This is a genomic window from Clostridium frigidicarnis (genome assembly GCF_900111985.1).
GTDB classification, from domain to species: domain Bacteria; phylum Bacillota; class Clostridia; order Clostridiales; family Clostridiaceae; genus Clostridium_Z; species Clostridium_Z frigidicarnis.
The window spans coordinates 33775-54457 of record NZ_FOKI01000010.1; the positions used below are offsets into that span (position 1 = coordinate 33775).

Annotated in this window: 17 protein-coding genes; 7 read left to right on the plus strand and 10 right to left on the minus strand. The window is 28.0% G+C overall.

Annotation, left to right across the window (positions count from 1 at the left end):
* Positions 1-48 precede the first annotated feature (48 nt).
* A complete protein-coding gene (locus tag BM119_RS08050) occupies positions 49-2403 on the minus strand; it encodes a VIT and vWA domain-containing protein (protein ID WP_090040426.1) in 2355 nt (784 codons plus the stop codon).
* 176 nt (positions 2404-2579) lie between these two features.
* Between BM119_RS08050 and BM119_RS08055 the strand changes: the two genes are divergently transcribed.
* Positions 2580-2942, plus strand: a complete 363-nt coding sequence (locus BM119_RS08055) for a CidA/LrgA family protein (protein ID WP_090040427.1) — start codon at positions 2580-2582, stop codon at positions 2940-2942.
* Complete coding sequence (locus tag BM119_RS08060) at positions 2942-3652, plus strand: LrgB family protein (RefSeq protein ID WP_090040429.1); 711 nt, start codon at positions 2942-2944, stop codon at positions 3650-3652. Before BM119_RS08055 ends, BM119_RS08060 begins: the two co-directional genes overlap by 1 nt.
* A 233-nt stretch (positions 3653-3885) precedes the next feature.
* Here BM119_RS08060 and BM119_RS08065 read toward each other — a convergent pair whose 3' ends face one another.
* The 4 genes from BM119_RS08065 to BM119_RS08080 form a co-directional block, all read right to left on the minus strand.
* A complete protein-coding gene (locus BM119_RS08065; RefSeq protein ID WP_090040430.1) occupies positions 3886-5772 on the minus strand; it encodes a type IA DNA topoisomerase in 1887 nt (628 codons plus the stop codon).
* A gap of 130 nt (positions 5773-5902) precedes the next feature.
* Positions 5903-7060, minus strand: a complete 1158-nt coding sequence (locus tag BM119_RS08070; protein ID WP_177199354.1) for an amidohydrolase — start codon at positions 7058-7060, stop codon at positions 5903-5905.
* A gap of 103 nt (positions 7061-7163) precedes the next feature.
* Positions 7164-7664, minus strand: coding sequence for a TspO/MBR family protein (locus tag BM119_RS08075; protein WP_090040433.1), 501 nt, complete (start codon positions 7662-7664; stop codon positions 7164-7166).
* Between the two features lie 60 nt (positions 7665-7724).
* Positions 7725-8651 (minus strand): alpha/beta hydrolase, encoded by a 927-nt coding sequence (locus tag BM119_RS08080; RefSeq protein ID WP_090040562.1) that lies wholly within the window; start codon positions 8649-8651, stop codon positions 7725-7727.
* Between the two features lie 343 nt (positions 8652-8994).
* On the opposite strand from BM119_RS08080, the gene BM119_RS08085 reads away from it, so the two are divergent.
* A complete protein-coding gene (locus BM119_RS08085) occupies positions 8995-9681 on the plus strand; it encodes a response regulator transcription factor (RefSeq protein WP_090040435.1) in 687 nt (228 codons plus the stop codon).
* Positions 9682-9683: 2 nt separating this feature from the next.
* On the plus strand, positions 9684-11117 hold the full coding sequence (locus BM119_RS08090; RefSeq protein WP_090040436.1) for a HAMP domain-containing sensor histidine kinase: 1434 nt from the start codon (positions 9684-9686) through the stop codon (positions 11115-11117).
* Between the two features lie 264 nt (positions 11118-11381).
* Here BM119_RS08090 and BM119_RS08095 read toward each other — a convergent pair whose 3' ends face one another.
* The 3 genes from BM119_RS08095 to rpsA all read right to left on the minus strand — a co-directional run bounded on the left by BM119_RS08095 (position 11382) and on the right by rpsA (position 15359).
* Positions 11382-12173 carry a rhomboid family intramembrane serine protease gene (locus tag BM119_RS08095; protein WP_090040438.1) on the minus strand — a complete coding sequence of 264 codons (792 nt, stop codon included), beginning with the start codon at positions 12171-12173 and terminating at the stop codon, positions 11382-11384.
* A gap of 122 nt (positions 12174-12295) precedes the next feature.
* The gene (locus BM119_RS08100; RefSeq protein WP_090040439.1) at positions 12296-13759 is read right to left on the minus strand and encodes an aminoacyl-histidine dipeptidase; all 1464 of its coding nucleotides are present in this window, start codon (positions 13757-13759) and stop codon (positions 12296-12298) included.
* 442 nt (positions 13760-14201) lie between these two features.
* Positions 14202-15359: a 30S ribosomal protein S1 gene (rpsA, locus tag BM119_RS08105; RefSeq protein WP_090040441.1), complete on the minus strand. Its 1158-nt coding sequence runs from the start codon at positions 15357-15359 to the stop codon at positions 14202-14204.
* Between the two features lie 404 nt (positions 15360-15763).
* Between rpsA and BM119_RS08110 the strand changes: the two genes are divergently transcribed.
* The 3 genes from BM119_RS08110 to BM119_RS08120 all read left to right on the plus strand — a co-directional run bounded on the left by BM119_RS08110 (position 15764) and on the right by BM119_RS08120 (position 17834).
* Positions 15764-16366 carry a hypothetical protein gene (locus BM119_RS08110; protein ID WP_177199355.1) on the plus strand — a complete coding sequence of 201 codons (603 nt, stop codon included), beginning with the start codon at positions 15764-15766 and terminating at the stop codon, positions 16364-16366.
* 79 nt (positions 16367-16445) lie between these two features.
* Positions 16446-17147, plus strand: coding sequence for a PspA/IM30 family protein (locus tag BM119_RS08115; protein WP_090040443.1), 702 nt, complete (start codon positions 16446-16448; stop codon positions 17145-17147).
* Between the two features lie 27 nt (positions 17148-17174).
* Complete coding sequence (locus tag BM119_RS08120) at positions 17175-17834, plus strand: DUF1292 domain-containing protein (RefSeq protein ID WP_090040444.1); 660 nt, start codon at positions 17175-17177, stop codon at positions 17832-17834.
* A 42-nt stretch (positions 17835-17876) separates the two neighbouring features.
* Here the strand turns inward: BM119_RS08120 and BM119_RS08125 are convergent, their stop codons facing one another.
* Both BM119_RS08125 and BM119_RS08130 read right to left on the minus strand, forming a co-directional pair.
* On the minus strand, positions 17877-18086 hold the full coding sequence (locus BM119_RS08125) for a heavy-metal-associated domain-containing protein (RefSeq protein WP_242948373.1): 210 nt from the start codon (positions 18084-18086) through the stop codon (positions 17877-17879).
* 149 nt (positions 18087-18235) lie between these two features.
* Positions 18236-20683 carry a heavy metal translocating P-type ATPase gene (locus tag BM119_RS08130; protein WP_090040448.1) on the minus strand — a complete coding sequence of 816 codons (2448 nt, stop codon included), beginning with the start codon at positions 20681-20683 and terminating at the stop codon, positions 18236-18238.

Consider the following 20683-nt stretch of genomic DNA (forward strand, 5'->3'; position numbering starts at 1 on the left):
TTTATTCACAAAAATATCCTCTTGAATATAAATTCAAGAGGATATTTTTTATCTAGCTTCTAGGATTGCTATATTACAAATTTCATTTAAGTCCTCATCATCTAATGATTTTTCTATTTCTTCAATAGCCTTAGATTGATAATCATGAAGCGCTAACATAAAACTAATAGATTTCTTTATATCGCTTAAATCTTGTTCTTCATGCAAATATGCATTAGATATATATTCATTATTCTCTATGATATCCTTTATATAATCTAAAGACTTTTCTAAATATATTTCATTTTCATCATTTGCAACATCTTTAATATCAATAAGTTGAAGACACAATAAATATAATAAAGTTTCTTTTTCATTTAAATTTTTTTCAACATTTATATAATTAACCATGTAATCTATAGCTTTATTTATTTGATTAATATATAAAGTTGCATCTTCTCTTCCTATCAGTAATGCAATTGTACTTTTCAATGTAATTTCCATGGAATCTCCAAATGCTCCATCGGCTCCTTGATGCTTTGCTATAAGCCTCATTAACTGTTCTCTGCTGTATTTGTATAAATTATTTATTTTATTTTTATTCTTTATATGTTTATTGTTTTTAACCTTATAAAGGAATGATGGTGAATCTAAGAAATATGCATAACTTAAATTAAACATTATTTCATCAGTAATTTCTATAGGTATTAGTCTTCTCATAGCTATACCAAGTATAGGATCCTCTATTTGTTCTAGCATTACAAAAGTTGTTTCATTGCTTAATATTTCAAACTCTTTAGAAAGCTCTATAACCTTATTTCTCATAGCTTCCTTAATGTTTCCTCTTTCTCCAAGCATTCTTTCTTGGATTGATTCGATTCTTTTTCTGCTCCATATCTTTTCTATAAGATATGCATTATCATTAAGCTCAAAGTTTTCTAAAAATATTGATTGCTCAAAACTTTCCTCTCCAACATATCCTTTTATGGTTACTGGCCCATTTATGTCTCCTTTTACCCTACAGAATACACTAAATAATTCCCTATCGTAAATATACTCTATGGTTCTCGGATACGTTCTTATAACCTCCATATCACTTCCCCACTTAATTTCCCTCACATCTACCTGTGGCCTATTTATTCTATTGAATTGCCTCAATACCATATCTTCAAATACTTCCCCTGGATATATAAAATCAGCTTTTCCATACCCAACAGTTGCTAATTTGTTTATAAAATAGCTATTTACTGAAGTATCTATTCCAAATGGGAAAATTCTATTTTCTCCTATATTTTCCTTAACATAATCTATTATTTCATTTTCCTCTTCAACTAAATCATCCGTAAATAATAATATTGTGTAAGGTGCTTCCTTGCTACTTTTTTCTATAGTCCATCTTAGAGCTTCATATATGTCTGATCCTCTACCAAATGTAAGTGACTTTATCCATTGAGAAGCTTCTTTTAAATTATCATTATTAAAATCTACATTACCATCCCTAGAAAACATTTTGAGTTTATTATTGAATGCCACTATATTAAATGTATCTCCTTGCCTTAAGTTTCTAAGACAAAGTTCCAATGAACTCTTAGCCTCTTCTAGTTTTTCTCCTCTCATTGATTTTGATGTATCTAATAAAAATACATAGTTTTTGTTTTCCGCCTTAAAATTTTTATCTAACTTAGGATATAATTTTAAATAAATAATGGTCTCATCACATTCGTGTTTAGGGAATGAATAATACATTCCGTAAAACCCTTTATTTTTATCTTCTTTTATACATATCTCTAAATCCCTATCCAACGTTTCATTTTTAACTAAGGACACCTTACATAATGTAGGCGTATCATAATCAACCTGTATATTATGACTTGGAGAATATATATTTACAGCATTAAATGTTTCTATTAACAAGTTTAAAGTTGTCTCACAATTTATTAGATCTACTTCTTCATTTATATCGTCAAAATTCATTGCCCTAGGACTTTCTATAAATGGTATTGTAAGATTATATTCATTGTCTTCAAATAGAAGTTGATCCATATATGATATATCTATTTGTATTTTTTCATTTGTAAGTATATTTCCTATTGTAATCTTATATATATTATCTTCTTCCTCTATACTTAATTTATTTAATTCTCTTTCATTAAAGTTCTTTAATATTTTACTTGCCTCATGCTTTTCCTCAATTATTGCACTTAAAGTTCTACCTCCTAAATTAGCCTTAAATCCTGTTATAACTCCTGTATCTGGTATTGGGAATGTATAAACACCTTCTATAGAGTTTTCTCCTATATTTTCATAAACTTGATGTATAGTAAACTCAACAAATTCTCCACAAATATTACCACTTACGTCAGTACTTAATAAATTCATTGGGCTTTCATTTAAATTTTTGTCAACAAAGCCATAGTTCTTCATGATGAAACCCTCTCCTTTTTTCTCAAAACTTTTTGAATCTTTTTAATATTATACCATTGCTTAAAATTAGTGTCTAACGAATATTGTTTAAATAATTCATAGTTATTTTTAGAATTTTCTTAAAAGGGTCCTTTTCTATAAAATTCGTGATAAAGTTATTATAGAGGTGAGTTCTAATGAAACTTTTAAGAGAATCATTAATTATTTTATCAATTTTTTTTGTAGGAGAGTTATTGTCAAAAGGCTTTCATCTCCCAGTTCCAGGTAACATAATTGGAATGTTACTATTATTACTATTATTATGCTTTGAATTTGTAAAACTTGAACATATTGAAAGTATAAGTACATTTTTATTAGATCATTTAGCATTCTTTTTTATACCAGCAGGAGTAGGACTTATTACTTCTCTAGATGTTCTTAGATATACATGGTATAAAATTTTAATAGTTTGCTTCTTAAGTACAATAATAGTAATGGTATGTACCGGAAAAACTATTGATTTACTAAAAAAAATTCAAAATAGAAAGGAGATAAAATAATGAATGAAGTAATTTCTTCCCCTTTGTTTGGTATCTTAATATCCTTACTAGCTTTTGAATTAGGTATGTTTTTATACAAAAAGTTTAAAAACCCCATATTTAATCCTTTATTGATTAGCATAACTTTTATAGTAGGTCTATTATTAATATTTCATATAGACTTTCAAAGTTATGACCAAGGTGGTCAACTTATTGCATTTTTTCTCGGACCTGCTACAGTTATATTAGCTGTTCCTCTTTATAAGCAATTAGATTTATTAAAAGCTAATGCTTTGCCTATAATTGTTGGAATATTAGTTGGTTCAATTGTTGGTATCATAAGCATAGTATTAATTTCTTACTTTATAGGACTTGATGCTAATATTATAAAATCTTTATCACCTAAATCAGTTACAGTACCTATAGGTGTAGAAGTAAGTAAACAATTAGGCGGTATTTCACCTATAACAGTTGTATCTATAATTATTACTGGAATACTTGGTGCTATAATGGGTCCAACTATTTGTAAAACAGTTAAAATTAAAGACAAGTTATCTATTGGAGTTTCTCTTGGAACAGCATCTCATGCTGTTGGTACAACTAAAGCTCTAGAACTTGGTGAAGTAGAGGGTGCTATGAGTAGCTTATCTATTGGTATAGCTGGTTTATTCACTGTATTCTTAGCCCCTCTAATTGTAAAGATTTTAAACAGTATACTACACTTTTATTAAAGAGTGGCTAAACCACTCTTAGTGACAAGTTACAAAGTGTTGTTGAAAATCACAGATTTTCTTTAATAAGATTTTTTTATTTTAGAAATCTTATTAAGAAGATTTCATCCAACATTGTCAATTGTAAATTCTCAATTTTCAATTCAAAAGCCCTTTAACTTTAGGTTTAATCAGCATTTTAGGATTAAAAATTTGTATAACTTTCTATACAATAAAAAAAGAGACAAAGCACGTTAACTCTGCTTTGTCTCATTTTTTATATTTTCAGAAACTCCAATAGTTATAAATCTATCTCTTTTTATTTTTTGCACCCCATTGAATGTGAATTTAAATATATAATCTAAAAAAGTTTTCTGATCTAATTTTCCCTTTTCTATGTCATATAAAGCCTTTTCCATCCTACCTGTGTAGTCTGTATCTAATAACTCTTTTATAGGGAATATTTCAACTAATTTTTTACCCTTTTCTGTTATCAAAAGTGATTTACCTTGTGTTTTTATATATTTTGTATCCTTTAATTTTTTTATTATCTCAGCCCTTGTTGCTGCCGTCCCTATGGAATATCCTTTAAGAACCTCCATTGATGCTTCTTCCTCTTTATCATCCTCATCTCTAGAGCTCCTGTTTTTACCACATGTCTCCATAGCCTTTAGCAAAGTTTTTTCCGTGTGGTGTGCTGGAGGTTTAGTAGATTTTTCTTCTATCTTTGAAGATATATTCTTAACAGTTTCATCCTTATCTAATGAAATTAGTATTTCATCCTTTTTTTTCTTATCTGAAGAAAGCTTTAAATATCCCTCTTTGACCATAACTTTTCCTTTTGTCTTAAAAAGTCTATCAAATTTTTCGCCTTTAATCATAGTTATAACCTCAGTTACCTTAAATTCCGCAGCCTCCATAAATTGCACTAGGAATCTTTCCTTTATTGCATCATATAATTTTTGCTCGTCAGGAGTTAAAACCCTTGGAATTATATAAGTTGGAATTATTGCACTATGGCTCTCTACTTTGTCATTATTAAATATTCTTTTGCTTTCTGAAAAAATAATTTCTTTTTCACAACTTAGCCCCTTTTTATGGACATCTAAAACTTTCTTTGCTTTATCCTTTAAGCTTTCTTCTAATGCCGTACTTGAAGTTCTAGGATATGTTATAAGCTTTTTTTCATAAAGGCTTTGTGCTACCTTTAAAGCCTTGTCTGCTGTCCATCCTTTATGCTTTGATGTCATATAGCCTTGAAGATTAGTCATATTAAATAATACTGGTGGAATTTCCTTCTTATTTTCTTCATCTATAGAAATAACAGTTCCATCTTTCCCATCAATCTCATTTTTCAACTTTTCTACACTTTCTCTTTTAGGGAATTTTTCTAATTTATCATGAAAAAACTTTCCTTTATACTTTCCATTTTTAGCTTTGAAATTTACATAAAGCTCATAATATTTTTGAGAATTAAATTTTTCTATTTCCATTTCTCTATCATAAACCATCTTTAAAGTAGGCATTAAGACTCTACCTACGTTAAGCACATTTCCTTTTCCTCTAGCATATTTCAGTGTTGAAACAGTTGTAAAATTTATTCCTATAACCCAATCTAGCCATTGTCTAGAAATACCAGCAGATTGTAAATTAAGCATTTCATCATTTGTTTTGAGTTTATTAAGTCCTCTTCTTATTTCGTCTTCAGTCCACTCATTTATAAGTATTCTATAAACTGGTTTTTCAACATTTATGTACTGATATATCAGCGTTGAAATAAGTTCTCCTTCTCTATCAAAGTCTGTAGCTGTTATTATTCTATCAACATCATTTCTATCAATTAACGATTTTATAATGTTTAACTGTTTTTTAGCTCCAGTATCTATTTTTGAATTATATCCTCCCTGAGTTTTTACCTTGTATTTAAAATGTTGTGGTATGTATGGAAATTTATTAATATCCCATTTTTCCATAGACTTATCATAATCTTTACAATCATATAAAGTTAGTAAATGTCCAAATGCCCAAGTTATAATATGATTTTCTCCTTCTAAATATCCATCATGTCTTGTCTTACATTTTAAAGCATCTGCTATATTTCTACCAACAGATGGCTTTTCAGCTAAAATTAATGTCTTCATATTTTCTTCACCTATTTCTAAATAGTCTCAAAGATAATTATATCCATGGTTAGTGTATTAATTCAAGTAATGTATTTAAAAAATACAGCTTAGTTCTTTTATTTTATGAACTAAGCCGCTATAAAATATTTTATTTAGTTTGTCTATATACTATTTCTCCATTTATTATTGTATAAAGCGTATTGGAAGTTAAGTCAAATGGACTTCCATCTAATATAACAATATCAGCATCTTTTCCTATTTCTATGGATCCTATTCTATCATCAACCCCTAATATCTCTGCTGCATTAATAGTTATTGTTGATAGTGCTTCCTCAAATGTAATATCCCCTTCCTTAGCTGCAAGTCCAGCACATATAGGAAGATATTGAATTTCTATAACTGGATGATCTGTCATTATTGCAACTTTAATTCCAGCTTTAATCAAAGTTGATGGTGTAGTAAAAGATTTATTAATAAGCTCTATCTTAGAATTAAAACTCATAGTTGGACCAACTATCGCTGGTACTTTAGCCTCTTTTATATATTCAGTGATTAAATGCCCTTCTGTACAATGATCAAGGGTTAAATTCACATCAAATTCTTTAGCGACTCTTATTGCTGTTAATATATCATCAGCTCTATGACAATGAGCCTTTAATACCATTTTTTTATCTATTACAGGAATCAAAGATTCCATTTTTATATTGATATCAAAATGTTCTCCCTTTTCCAAAGCCTTTTCCTTTTTTAACTTATAATTTTTAGCTTCAATTAAAGTTTGCCTTAACAAAGCAGCTGTTGCCATTCTTGTCATAGGCATTTTATTTTTACCATTATAAACTCTTTTAGGATTTTCTCCAAAAGCAATTTTCATAGCAGCTGGTTCTAACACCACCATTCTATCCACGTTTGTTCCATATGTCTTCATTGCTATAAATTGACCACCTATAACATTTGCACTTCCTGGCCCAGTCATGACTGTTGTAACACCTGCCTTAACAGCCTTAGGAAAATACTCATCAAATGGATATACCCCATCTATAGCTCTTAAATGTGGTGTTATTGGATCAGTCATCTCATTTACATCACTACCCTCAAATCCTTTACTTCCCTCAATTATACCTATGTGACAGTGTGCATCTATCATACCTGGTATAACAGTACCTCCATTGGCATCTATTACATTGCTATCATTACACTCTATGTTTTCACCTACATTTTTTATTTTCCCATTTTCAATTAATATACATCCATTTTCCAAAACTTTTCCAGCCATGGTATATATCTTTGCATTTTTTATAAACATAATTAAAATCCCCCCATTGATTCACTCTATATCTTTAGTTAAATTATTCTACTAACAGTGAAAAAATCCTTGATTTTATATTTTTTTCTGTATCGTAACAATGCTACATTTCATTAAGCATCCATATAAAAAAATTTAGGATTCCAGCAAAAGCAACCCATAATACATAAGGAACCATAAGAATTCCAGCAATTTTATCTTTCTTAAAAAATGATATTGTCGTTAATACTATAAATATAAATAAAATTACCAGTTCAACAAATGCTAATCCATATAGTCTAAACTTAAAAAATATAAAACTCCAAAGAACATTTAAAATTAATTGAATACCATAAAGTGTTAATGCACCTTTTACATTTGTTCCTTCTTTCCCAATCATATATATTCTATATGCTGCTATTGCCATAAGAAGATATAATATAGGCCATACTATGCTAAAAACTATTGGTGGAGGTGCAAACCAAGGTCTTTCTAATTGAATATATTGATTAGAACTTCCTACAGTAAAAATTGCTGATATAAATCCTAACCCTCCTGATATAAGAATGCTGATTATTAATGAACCAATATCTATTTTTCCATTTACTTTAAATATATTTTTCATATTATCTCTCCTAAACATAATTTATATATACTTATTATGTCCATGACACTTATATTCTTATTAAATAATAGAATTAATCCATTTAATGGTATCTTCCATTACTTCTTTTTTATTTATTTCATTTAACATTTCATGTCTTCCATCCTTATAAAGTTTATAACTTACATTTTTAATTCCTAATTTTTTATAAGTATTATATAAATTTATTATTCCCTTACCTTTATATCCAACCGGGTCATTATCACCAGCAAAAATATATATCGGTAGATTTTTAGGTATCTTATTTAAGTTACCTTTGTTTTGAATATACTTTAATGCCTTAGTAAAATCATGAAAATATGATGTTGAAAAAACTATCCCACAATATTGATTTTCTATATATTTATCTACTTCTTTTTCATCTCTAGATAACCAATCAAAATTAGTCCTAGGCTTATCTATATTTCTATTGAATCCTCCAAAAGATAGTTTATCCATCATTTTACTTTTATGTTTTCTTCCCTTTAATTTGGTTTCAATAGCAGAAAGAATGATTCCTAAATTTACTGTAAAGTTATGCTTTCCATTAGTTCCAGAAAGTATAACTCCAGATAATTCATTTCCATACATTTGTATGTATCTTTGAGATATGAATGATCCCATACTATGACCAAATAATATTATTGGCAAACTCTTATTTTCTTTTAATATATTCTGATTTAAATCCCTTAAATTATCTACCATTGCTGTAAAATTATTATCATCACTCATATATCCTATATCTTCTAATGTATTTGCTGTTTCTCCATGACCTCTATGATCATGTCCATAAACAATATACCCATTGCCTGCAAGAAATCTAGCAAATTCATCATATCTAAATATATTTTCTGACATCCCATGTGATATTTGTATTATTGCCTTATGCTCACCCTGATCTCTATACCATTTATAACAATTTATTTTAGTTCCATCTCTATCTATAAATTTAAAATTCTCTGTTTTAATCATTTTATCACTCCTCTAAATATACCTTGTTTATATACTATGATATAGTATTACCCATTCATTAACCATAGGCTATTATATTACATAATCTAAGATTTTAGTCATTCTAATTTTAGCAATTTAATTAATTTATTTCTAATAATTAAAAGTATTACTTAAAATAAGAATGTCTAAGCATATTAATGCTTTTATAAGCTATTCCTTAGAATTATTATTATAGTTTGATATTATTGTACATCTATTCCTTCATTTAAATGTTTTTTTAGATTATAATATTATTAATAATTTATGACTTACTTATAAAGAATATATATTATAATATTTTAAGGTTGGTGATGTTTCAATGAATATTTTAATAGCAGAAGATGAACAGGATTTGAGAGAACTTGTAAAACTTCATTTATTAAAAGAAGGTTTTAAGGTATATGAAGCTGAAAATGGTTTGGATGCTCTTAACATTTTAAATAAAACAGAAATAAATCTAGCTATATTAGACGTCATGATGCCTGTTATGGATGGATTTTCTCTTATAAAATCAATACGAGAAACATCTGAAATACCAGTTATCTTTTTAACTGCTCGTGGAGAAGATACTGATAAGATACTAGGACTCGGATTAGGTGCAGATGATTATGTTGTAAAACCATTTTCTCCAGTTGAACTTATAGCTAGAGTAAATGCACAATTAAGACGATATTTAAAATACAGTAATAACGAAAAAAGGCAAGATAATATAATAGTTGGTAATTTAGTCTTAGATAAAGATAGTTGTACAGTATGTAAGAACAATATTAATTTAGAGTTAAATGCAAAGGAATATAAAATTTTAGAACTACTAATGTCTTCTCCTGGTAAAGTTTATACTAAAAAACAGCTATACGAAACTGTTTGGCAAGACACCTATTATGGGGATGATAATACAATAATGGTTCATATAAGCCACTTAAGGGATAAGATAGAGGATGATCAAAAAAATCCAAAATATCTAAAGACTATACGTGGAATAGGATATAAACTAGAGAGGGTTTAAATATGAAATTTTTTAAATTTAGACTTCCAAAGAAAAAAAGCAAGGTATCTAATCTACTTTTTCGAAATTATATATTGTCATATCTTTTAACTACATTTATATTGACAATTACTTTGATTGTATTGGTAATTTTCGGTGCATCAATGTATCTTGATGATTATTATATAATTGATAACTATCTGTCTGAGAATATTCCTGCTTTTCTTAAAAACGATTATTCTAATCTACATACAATACCAATAGAAGAGGCTGGTGGGTATGTAGAAATAGTAAATAATTCTGGGGATGTTGTATATTCTAAAGGAAAAACACCTAATAACAGAACTTCTTATTCTCTAGTAGACTTTAATGATGTATTAAGTGGAAATTATTATGATGACCCAAATTCACAATTTAGCTATAAAACTTTTTATAATGAAACTGATAATCTATTATTGGTTATAGCAATACCTAAAAGTCATTATACTGGTTTAATGAATTCTTATAAATTGAAACCAAGTTATTTCATAATTCTATCTACAATACTTTCATTCTTTATATTTTTAATATCATTTATAATATATTCTAAGAGTTCTTCAAAAGCATTTATAAAGCCACTACGTGCTCTAATGGAAGGTGTTAAAAAAATTTCAGCCGGGGATTATTCTACGAGGATTTATTTAAAATCTAATAATGAATTTGGTCAATTAAGTGATTCATTTAACAATATGGCAAAAAAAATACAGGAAGAACAAAAACTCAAAGAAAACTCTGAAAATATAAGAAAAAAACTTATATTAGATATATCTCACGACTTAAAGAATCCACTTGCTAATATATTAGGATATTCTGATTACATCCTAAATAATCCTAATATTTCTCAAGAAGAGAAAGATAAATATTTAGTTATAATAAATAATAACACTGTACGGGCAAATTCTCTTATTCAAGATTTATTTAATTTTTCTAAACTTCAAAGTGAGGGATTTAAATTAAATTTTAAAGAAACTGATATATGTGAATTTTTAAGAGAGGTTATTGCATCTTACGTATCAGAAATTGAAGAAAAAAACTTTAATTATATTTTCGATATCCCAGATGATCCATTTTATGTTAATATAGATGAAAATCATTTAATGCGAGCAATTGGAAATTTAATAAGTAATTGCCTCAGGTACAACCATGAAGGAACGGTATTAATAATTAAGGGATTTTCATTAGATAAAAAATTTATAATAAAAATACAGGATAATGGTATCGGAATTCCAAAAGAATTAAAAGAAAATATATTTAATCCTTTTGTAAAAGTTGATGTTTCTAGAAATTCTAAAAACAGTGGAAGTGGTATTGGTCTTAGTATAACAAAAGATATTATTGAGAAACATAATGGATCTGTTTCTCTTGAATGTGAATTAAATGAAGGAACTGAATTTTCAATTTTTTTACCATTAATTTAGACTAAAAATGGCTATGCACTTTTTTAGTGACAAGTTAAAAGTGACAAATTGATGTTGAAATCTTCCTGTGAAGATTTATCCTCAACTCTTGTCACTTGTAACTCATAACTTGTCACTCATTAAAGTTTTCAACTTAAAATTCCATATGTTTCATCACTCAATAAAGTTATCTACAGATTTTAAAATGGATAAGCTACTTTTTAATTAAAAATTTTAAATTAACCTCAACTCTTATTACTTGCAACTAAATAAAGTTTTCAATTTTTATTTCTTATGTTCATGATTTTTCAAGTGATCAATACAATATTCATAGTGTCCATTACATTTTGAACAATATCTAAATTCCATGTTTGGATTATCTACATCTGTTATTCCACAAACCTCACATTTATGAATGTAATTTTTGCTATTAACATAAGTTTCTGTGGCTGCTTTATATCTATGTGACCTTTTTTTATTCTTTGTACTTACTACTATTTCCTTACCAAAGAACACAAAATAGTTTAATAAACAAAATACTATTAAAATTCTATATTGGTTATCTGAGAATATGAAGTTATATCCCATATATAACCAATTAAATATAGCCATATATCTAACTGGTATCGGTAATATGAAAAATAATAATATTTCATAATCTGGATATAATCTAGCAAATGCTAAAAACAATGATAAATTAAGAAATGTAGCATTACTTATCCCGCCTGTTATAAATGATGCAATGATTATTCCTATCATTCCTGAAAAATAATAGAAATTAAATTTAAATGATCCCCATTGATGTTCTAGACCATTTCCTGCTAAATAATAAAAGTATAATGCAAACACTAAAAAGAACGGACTTGTCATAGGTGGCAATAATACAAATGTAAATAACCTCCATATTTCTCCACTCATAACCTTTCCAGTATCTAAGTAAAGAAATTGTACTATATCTGTTCTTCCCATGAAAAATATTACAAAATATATAATAGCATTAGCAATTATTATATAAAGCATTAAATTCTTAATAGCAAACTTTCCAAACTTACTATCTAACTTATCTAACCATTTCATAATTACATGCTCCTTTCTAAAGCATTTAGCTTATAAAATTATTATAATGAATACACTTTCAATTGTAAAACAAAATTAAGCTGAATTAAAAGCAACACTTTCAATTCAGCTTACTAAAATAATTATTTTAATTCTTTTAACACTTCAACCAAGTAATCCCAACATCTCTCTACCGATTTTATATTCATATGTTCATTTGGAGTATGAACATCATGTAAATCTGGTCCAAAAGATATCATGTCCACATTTTCAAATTTCTTTTTAAATAATCCACATTCAAGTCCTGCGTGAATAGCTGTAACCTCTGGTTTCTTTCCATACATTTTTTCATATACATTTGAAAAAACATCTCTTGCTCTAGATTCTTTTTCATACTGCCATGCTGGATAATCAGACTCAACAGAAATATTTGCCCCAACAAGAATTGCTAAAGCCTTAGTCATGTCTACAATGTCTGACTTTAATGATTCTACAGAACTTCTTACTGCACTTCTTATAACAATGTGATCTTCTTTTGTTGATATTGTTCCAATGTTACTTGAACTTTGAACTAACCCTTCTATATTTTTACTCATAGAATATATACCATTGGGCATTAAATAAAGAAATTTTATAACTTTTTCTGTACAAGACTTAGATAAACACTTGCTCTTTTTCTTGTCCAACATTTCAAGATCAATATTTATATCCTTATCAGATGAAGCTAGCTCGTTCTTTACTATATCATTAAACATATTAACTCTATCTTTTAACAGTTCTAAAGAACTACTATATATTTTTATAGTTGCATCACATTCTCTTGGAATTGCATTGTCCTTAGCTCCCCCATTTATATCTATAAGATAAATATCTAATCTCCTGCTCAGTTTATTTAAAAACCTTCCCATAATTTTATTAGCATTTCCTCTTTCCTTATCTATATCCATTCCAGAGTGTCCACCCTGTAATCCTCTTATTTTAATTACACAATCTGCTGCTTCACTTATTGGCGAATCTATACGCTCTATTGGTATACTTACCTCTGTCCTAACTCCTCCAGCACAGCTAACTAAAAGTTTTCCTTCCTCTTCTGAATCTATGTTTATTAAAGTTTTACCTTTAATATTTTTAGGATCTATTCCTAACGCCCCACCCATTCCTGTTTCTTCCTCTGCAGTTAAAAATACTTCTAAAGGCGCATGACTTAAATCCTTAGATGCAAGTAATGCCATAGCATATGCAACGGCTATACCATTATCAGCTCCTAACGTTGTGTTAGTTGCATATATATAATCTCCATCAACCCTTAATTTTATAGGGTCTTTCTCAAAATCATGCTCTATTTCCCCGTTCTTTTCACAAACCATATCTATATGACCTTGTATCGTAATCATTGGAGAATTCTCATAACCTACTGTTCCATTCTTCCTTATGATAACGTTTAGAAATTCATCCTGAATAACTTCTAACCCAAGAGACTTAGAAAATGACACTAAATAATCACTTATAGCTTTTTCATTACCAGATCCCCTTGGAATCTTTGATATATCTTCAAAATACTTAAAAACTTCATACTTGCTTACTTTTCCCAATATTCTATTATTCATGTCTACTCACTCCTCATAAATCCCTATATTTGCTTAGTATTTATTATTTATTCTTTACTATTATAACAAAAACGCCCCTATTAGTATATAGTATTACATAAATAACATACTCTATTTCTTTAGGATTGTTTTTATATAATTTCAAATACAATACTTTTACATAATTATAGCATTATTTTCAAGTATATGTAATAAAATTCAATTAAGTTATTCAAATATTTTGATATTTATTCTATCGATATAACGTATAATGCTTTGTAATACTTTTATTAATTGATATAAACTTAATTTAAACCTTTCTTGGAATTAGTAATACGGTCAATCGATTCTTACTAAATAACAAAGTAGCAAGTTTAAGATTAAAAAAATCTATAACTTCATCGTATACAATAAAAAATATGCCATGGATCGTAAAAACATATATCCATGACATATTTTTTCTTTATTTAAATAAACCTTTCAATTTATCGCCTAAAACATCTCCAAGTGTTGATTCTTCATCATCCATATACTTTGAAAAATCTTCCTGTGGTCTTTCTATAGCATCTTTTATACTTAGAGAAATTCTCTTGTTTTTTTCGCTTATATCCAGAATTTTAACTCTAACATCTTGGCCTACAGTCAATATATCTGATGGTTTTGCTATTCTTTCTTCTGAAATTTCAGATATGTGAACTAATCCCTCTATTCCATCCTTTAATTCAATTATAGCTCCTACCTGTATAATTTTTATAACTTTTCCATTGACTATGCTATTAACTTTTATATCATTAGAAACTGTATTCCAAGGATTTTTATCTACATCTTTTATAGCTAAAGATAGCCTGTTTTTTTCTTTATCTAATCCAATTATATATACCATGACTTCATCATCTATATTAACAACTTCTTCTGGTTTAATTACTCTTTTCCAGCTTAAATCATTTAAGTGAACTAACCCTTGTATCCCTCCAATATCTACAAAAGCTCCAAAATTAGTTAATTTTACAACCTTGCCTTTTCTTTTTTCTCCAACAGTAAGCTCATTCCAAAGTTTCTCTTTTTTGTTTTTTAAAATTTCTTCTTCTAATACTCTTTTTGATACAACAACTTTATTTTTTTCTTTATCAAGCTCTATAATTTTCACTCCAAAAGTTTTTCCAATTAAACTTTGCAAACTTTTTTCTCTATTAAGTGAGCTTTGAGATGCTGGCATAAAAACTCTTATTTCATTTTCATCCACACCAATAACTCCACCTTTTACCTCTTCTTTTATCGTAATATTTATATTATTATTGTTTTTATAGTCAGTTTTTAAATTATTCCATGCTTCTTTTATATCAACTCTTTTTTTAGAAAGAATTAAATTACCCTCCCCATCATTTAGAGTTACAATCATAACCTTAACTTCATCTCCAACTTTTGCAACATCATTTAAGTCATCTTCCATATTGTTAACAAATTCATTTTTAGGAAGAAGCCCATCCTTCATATAATTTATATTAACTATTACCTCATTAGAACTAACACTTAATATGATTCCCTTAATTATATCTCCAGTTGAAAGCTTTTTAAGATCATAGTCTTTTAAAAATTCATCCATTGTAACTTCATTATTCATGTTAATACCTCCTTAGGTTCTTATGTTCTAATATTCTTATTTTACAAAAAAATCTATGCTTATTTCAACTTAATAATTTAATCATGTAAAAAAATAAATAATTTAAGCTTATTTATATTCATTTATTCCATATATTAATATAAACTATAATGAGGACTATATAATTATATTATCTTCTAATTTAATTACATAGTATCTATTACTATATAAAACGATAGATAAAACGAGAAAACTTAAGATTTAAAAACCTTTTACAATCCCACTTCTACTCATAGTTTATTTTAACCCAAAAAGCGTTAAAATAGGCATTGTTATAAGTTATGTTTTACCATATAATAATTTCATACTATTTAAATCATCAGGAGGTGAGAAAAATTAAAAATAAAAAGCGCTTTTTTATTTCATTGTTTTTAATAGTAATTTTTACTTTTACTAGTTATTTAGATTTTGATTTTTTTTCATTAAAAACTAATAATAGCACTCAAATAGCTATGGCAAAATCTAGTTCTAGTAGTAAATCCTCTAGTTCTAGCAGTAAAGCTTCAACTTCTAGTAAATCATCATCTGGAAGCTTTAAGTCTGGATCTTTTAAGTCATCAAATGGTAGTAATTCAAAAAGCAGTACAAAATCTAGTTCTAGTAAATCATCTTCAGGTGACTTTAAATCAGGATCATTCAGTAATTCATCAGATAAAAATGGATCAACATCCAGTGGAGGTAAATCGTCTTCAGGTGATTTTAAATCAGGAGATTTTTCTTCTCCAAGTACTGGACAAAGCAACAATGGATCCCAAAACTCTCAATCATCTTCTAATGATGGGAGTAAAACAAAAAGAAGCTTTATTCCAATACCATTTTTCGGAGGTAATCCATTTAGTAGAAGCTATTATGGAACTTCAAATGGTGGTAGTATGTTTGGAAGCATGTTAAGTTTAATAATACTAATTTTGGTTATATTTATAGTAATTAAGATAATAAAAAAAATAATTGATAGAAAATATAAATAATTGTCACAAAACTTACACTTAAATAAGGTACAATATACAATACAATATAAAATATATTTAATTTTTAGGAGGATATATCATGGGAGTATTTAATAGAATGTCAAATATGTTTAGAGCAAAGGTTAATAACCAATTAGATAATATGGAAAATCCAGTAGAACTTTTGGATCAAAAAATTAGAGATATGGAGGATAGCTTAAGTAAAGCTAAACTATCTTCTGCTCAAATTCTAGGAAATGTTCATGAAATAGAGAAAAAAATAGACTCTGCAAAAAAAGAATCATCCGATTTTGATTCTAAAGTTAAATTTGCCTTGTCTAAAGGAAATGAAGAATTAGCTAAAAAAGCTTTAGCTAAAAAATTAGATGCTGATAAAAATTATTCTAATTTAGAGAAAAGCTATGTTGATGCTAAACAAAAAGCTGAAGTAATAAAAAATAATTTAAGATCTTTAGAAGAAGAAATTGAAAAAACTAGAACTTATAGAGATGAAGCTGCTGCTAGATATAACAATGCCGAAGCATCTAAACAAGTTAATGAGATACTTGCAAATGTTCAAACTTCATCTAATAAAATTAATATAGATGATATAGAAAGAAAAATTCAAAGAAAAGAATCTATGGCTGAAGGTTTAGCTGATCTTAAATCAGATAATTCTTTAGAAAAGGAATTTGAAGCCTTAAATGACCTTGATTTAGAATCTGAACTTGAAAAATATAAAAACCCTAATTCAGTATCTTCACCATCAGCACTAGATAATGAACTTGAAAAGTATAAATAAAATAAATAATAGTTAATAGGTGATTATATGTCAAAATCTCAAGATTATATAAAGACTGATAAGGATCATTATGGAAAAATATTTGTAGATATAAGTTATGCTATAGACAATATATATCCATTTTTAGATTCATCTATATTAAATAAGAGAAAATATGCAGTTAAATTTCCAGTAATAAAAAAGTATCTCTCTCTACTTGATTCTGCAGAATTAGAAGCAAAAAAAAATACTGGATTTAAATCTTTATTTAAAACTGATAACTCAACTTCTCTTTTAGATTCATATAAGAGAGATAATAATGAATCTTTAGTTCAGCTAGAAAATTGTTCAAAATGTGCCTGTTTAAATTGCACTGCACAATGCAACTTTGCATCATGTGCTGGTTGCAAGTCTAAATCATATATAAAAAAATGTGATCATGAACAGTATAATATAACATTTCATGAAAACTTTACTTTAGAATTAACTAATAATAATAGTGGCAATACTAATAGATATAAAGTTCTTGCAACTATGGAAGATTGCGTGAATGATAAAAAATATATTGCCATAGAAAATATAATGAATTCTCAGGATAAATTTATACTCCATTACTATTCCAATATCTCTGGAGATGATTTTGGTGAAATAACAGATGGAGAAGAATTTGACGCTATAGCATCATTATACGAAAGTTCAAATTACTAATAAAAAACAAGGATCATGACTCAATATCACGATCCTTGTTTTTTATATTTCTTCTATTGAAACAACTTCAAATTCTAAATCATCAACAATTACTTCTTTTATTTGTTCTTCTGAAATAACACCTTCTATTTTAGCTGTCTTTGATGCTAAATCCACATTTACACTTGTTACTCCATCTACTTCCATTAACCCATCTGTAACATGCTTAACACAGTGCATACAACTCATACCATTAATAATTACCTTTTTCATAATATTCTCTCCTCTTTATATGTGATGTACAAGGTACAACTCCCCTTGTCATGGCTATTTTTATACTGACTTGTTATTTTTTGAATGTGCCTAAGTTAGATACTTGTGTCATTTAACATATGAAGCTAAGAATCGCTTGATAATATATCTTAATACTTAAAAGCCTTAAATCCTTTAAGTCTTAAAGCATTTAATAAAACTGAAACTGAACTAAAACTCATTGCTAATGCCGCTATCATGGGATTAAGTAGTTTTCCTCCAAAAGCGTACCATATTCCCATAGCTACTGGTATTCCTAAGCTATTATAACCAAATGCCCAAAATAAATTTTCTTTTATGTTTAATATTGTTTTCTTACTTAAATTTATAGCTGTTGGTACATCCATTAAATCACTTCTCATAAGAACTATATCTGCTGATTCAATAGCTATATCTGTTCCAGATCCAATTGCTATACCTATATCTGATGCTGCTAATGCTGGTGCATCATTTATTCCGTCTCCAACCATTGCAACGACTTTTCCTTTTTGTTGAAGTTTTTTTACCTCTTCAGCCTTATTTTCTGGAAGAACCTCTGCTATTACATTGTCAATGTTAACTTGATTTGCTATAGCCTTAGCTGTATTATAATTATCACCTGTAATCATGATAACACTTATACCCATTGAATGAAGCACATCTATAGCTTTACTACTACTTAATTTAACTGTATCTGCAACTGCAATTATGCAACTAAGTTGCCCATCTACTGACATAAACATTGGAGTTTTACCCTCTTTAGATAAATTTTCTCCAATAACATCCCCATCCTTCATATGAATATTATTTTCTATCATAAGCCTAGAATTACCTATAAATATTTTTTTATTTTCTATGAAAGCTTCTATTCCTTTACCTGAAATAGATTTAAAGTATTCTACAGGTTTAAAATCTATATTATTATCTTTTGCATAATTAACTATGGCCTCCCCTAAAGGGTGTTCTGATGCCTTTTCACAACTAGCAGCCATAGATAAAATTGTTTCCTTGTCACCACTTATAGTTATAATATCTGTAACCTTTGGCTTACCTTCAGTTATAGTACCTGTTTTATCAAAAATAATTGTATTTATCTTATGTGTAGTTTCAAGAGCTTCTCCACTTTTAATTAAAACTCCATTTTCAGCACCCTTTCCTGTACCAACCATTATAGCTGTTGGTGTAGCTAATCCTAATGCACAGGGACAAGCTATTACCAACACAGATATAAATATTGTTAAACTAAATACAACATCCTTACCGCTTATATACCATGCTAAAGATGATATTATAGCTAAAGAAATTACTATTGGTACAAAATAACCTGATATAATATCTGCAAGTTTTGCAATTGGAGCTTTAGAGCCCTGAGCATCCTCTACTAATTTTATGATTTGCGCTAATGCTGTATCATTACCGACCTTTGTAGCTTTATATTTTATATATCCATTTTTATTTATTGATGCTCCGATAACATTACTCCCAATACTTTTATCTACTGGCATACTCTCCCCTGTAAGCATTGATTCATCGATAGAAGTTTCTCCTTCTATAATTACACCATCTACTGGAAGCTTTTCTCCTGGCTTAACTACTAAAATATCATTTGTCATTACCTCATCCAGTTGTATAAGTATTTCTTTATCATCCTTAATAACTGTAGCCATTTTCGGTGCAAGATTCATAAGTTTTTTTATTGCTTCTGATGTTTTGCCTTTTGTTATACTTTCTAAATATTTTCCTAATGTTATTAATGTAAGAATAGTTGCTGCTGACTCAAAATATAGTTCATGTGTATAATGATTGTTTCCTTTTGAAATTTGTATTAATGCGAATATACCATAAAATACAGCTGCCAATGCTCCTATTGAAATTAAGGAATCCATATTAGGATTCTTAGTAATTAATGCCTTAAATCCGATTTTAAAGAAATTCCTACCTTCATATACTACTGGAATTGTTAATATTAACTGAGCTAATGCAAAATTTAAAGCATTGTAAGATGGATTTAAAAAAGTTGGTATTGGTAATCCAATCATATGCCCCATAGACACATACAATAAAGGTATTGTAAATATAAGAGATATTATAAATCTTCTCCAAAGCCCTTTCATTTCATCAAACTTTTTGTCACTATTATTCGAACTATTAGCATCATCAATATTTAGTGCTTTGTACCCACCTTTATTTATAGCATTTTTTATATCCGATACTCTTGTGACACTTGGATTAAATGTTATTGTAAGCTTCTCTGTTGCTATATTTACACTTGCCTCTTCAACACCATCTAGTTTTCTACAAATACGTTCTACAGCTTTAGCACAAGCTGCACATGTCATTCCCTCTATCTTAAATTCTTTCTTTATATTTTCATCATTAGCTTTATATCCGCCTTTATCTATTGCACTTTTTATTACTTCTAAAGATATGTTACTTTCATCAAATGTTATTGTAAGTTTTTCTGTTGCTATGTTTACACTTGCTTTTTCAACACCATTCAATTTTTTACAAATTCTTTCTACAGCTTTAACACAAGCCGCGCATGTCATTCCTTCTATTTTTAAAGTTTTAGTAACCAC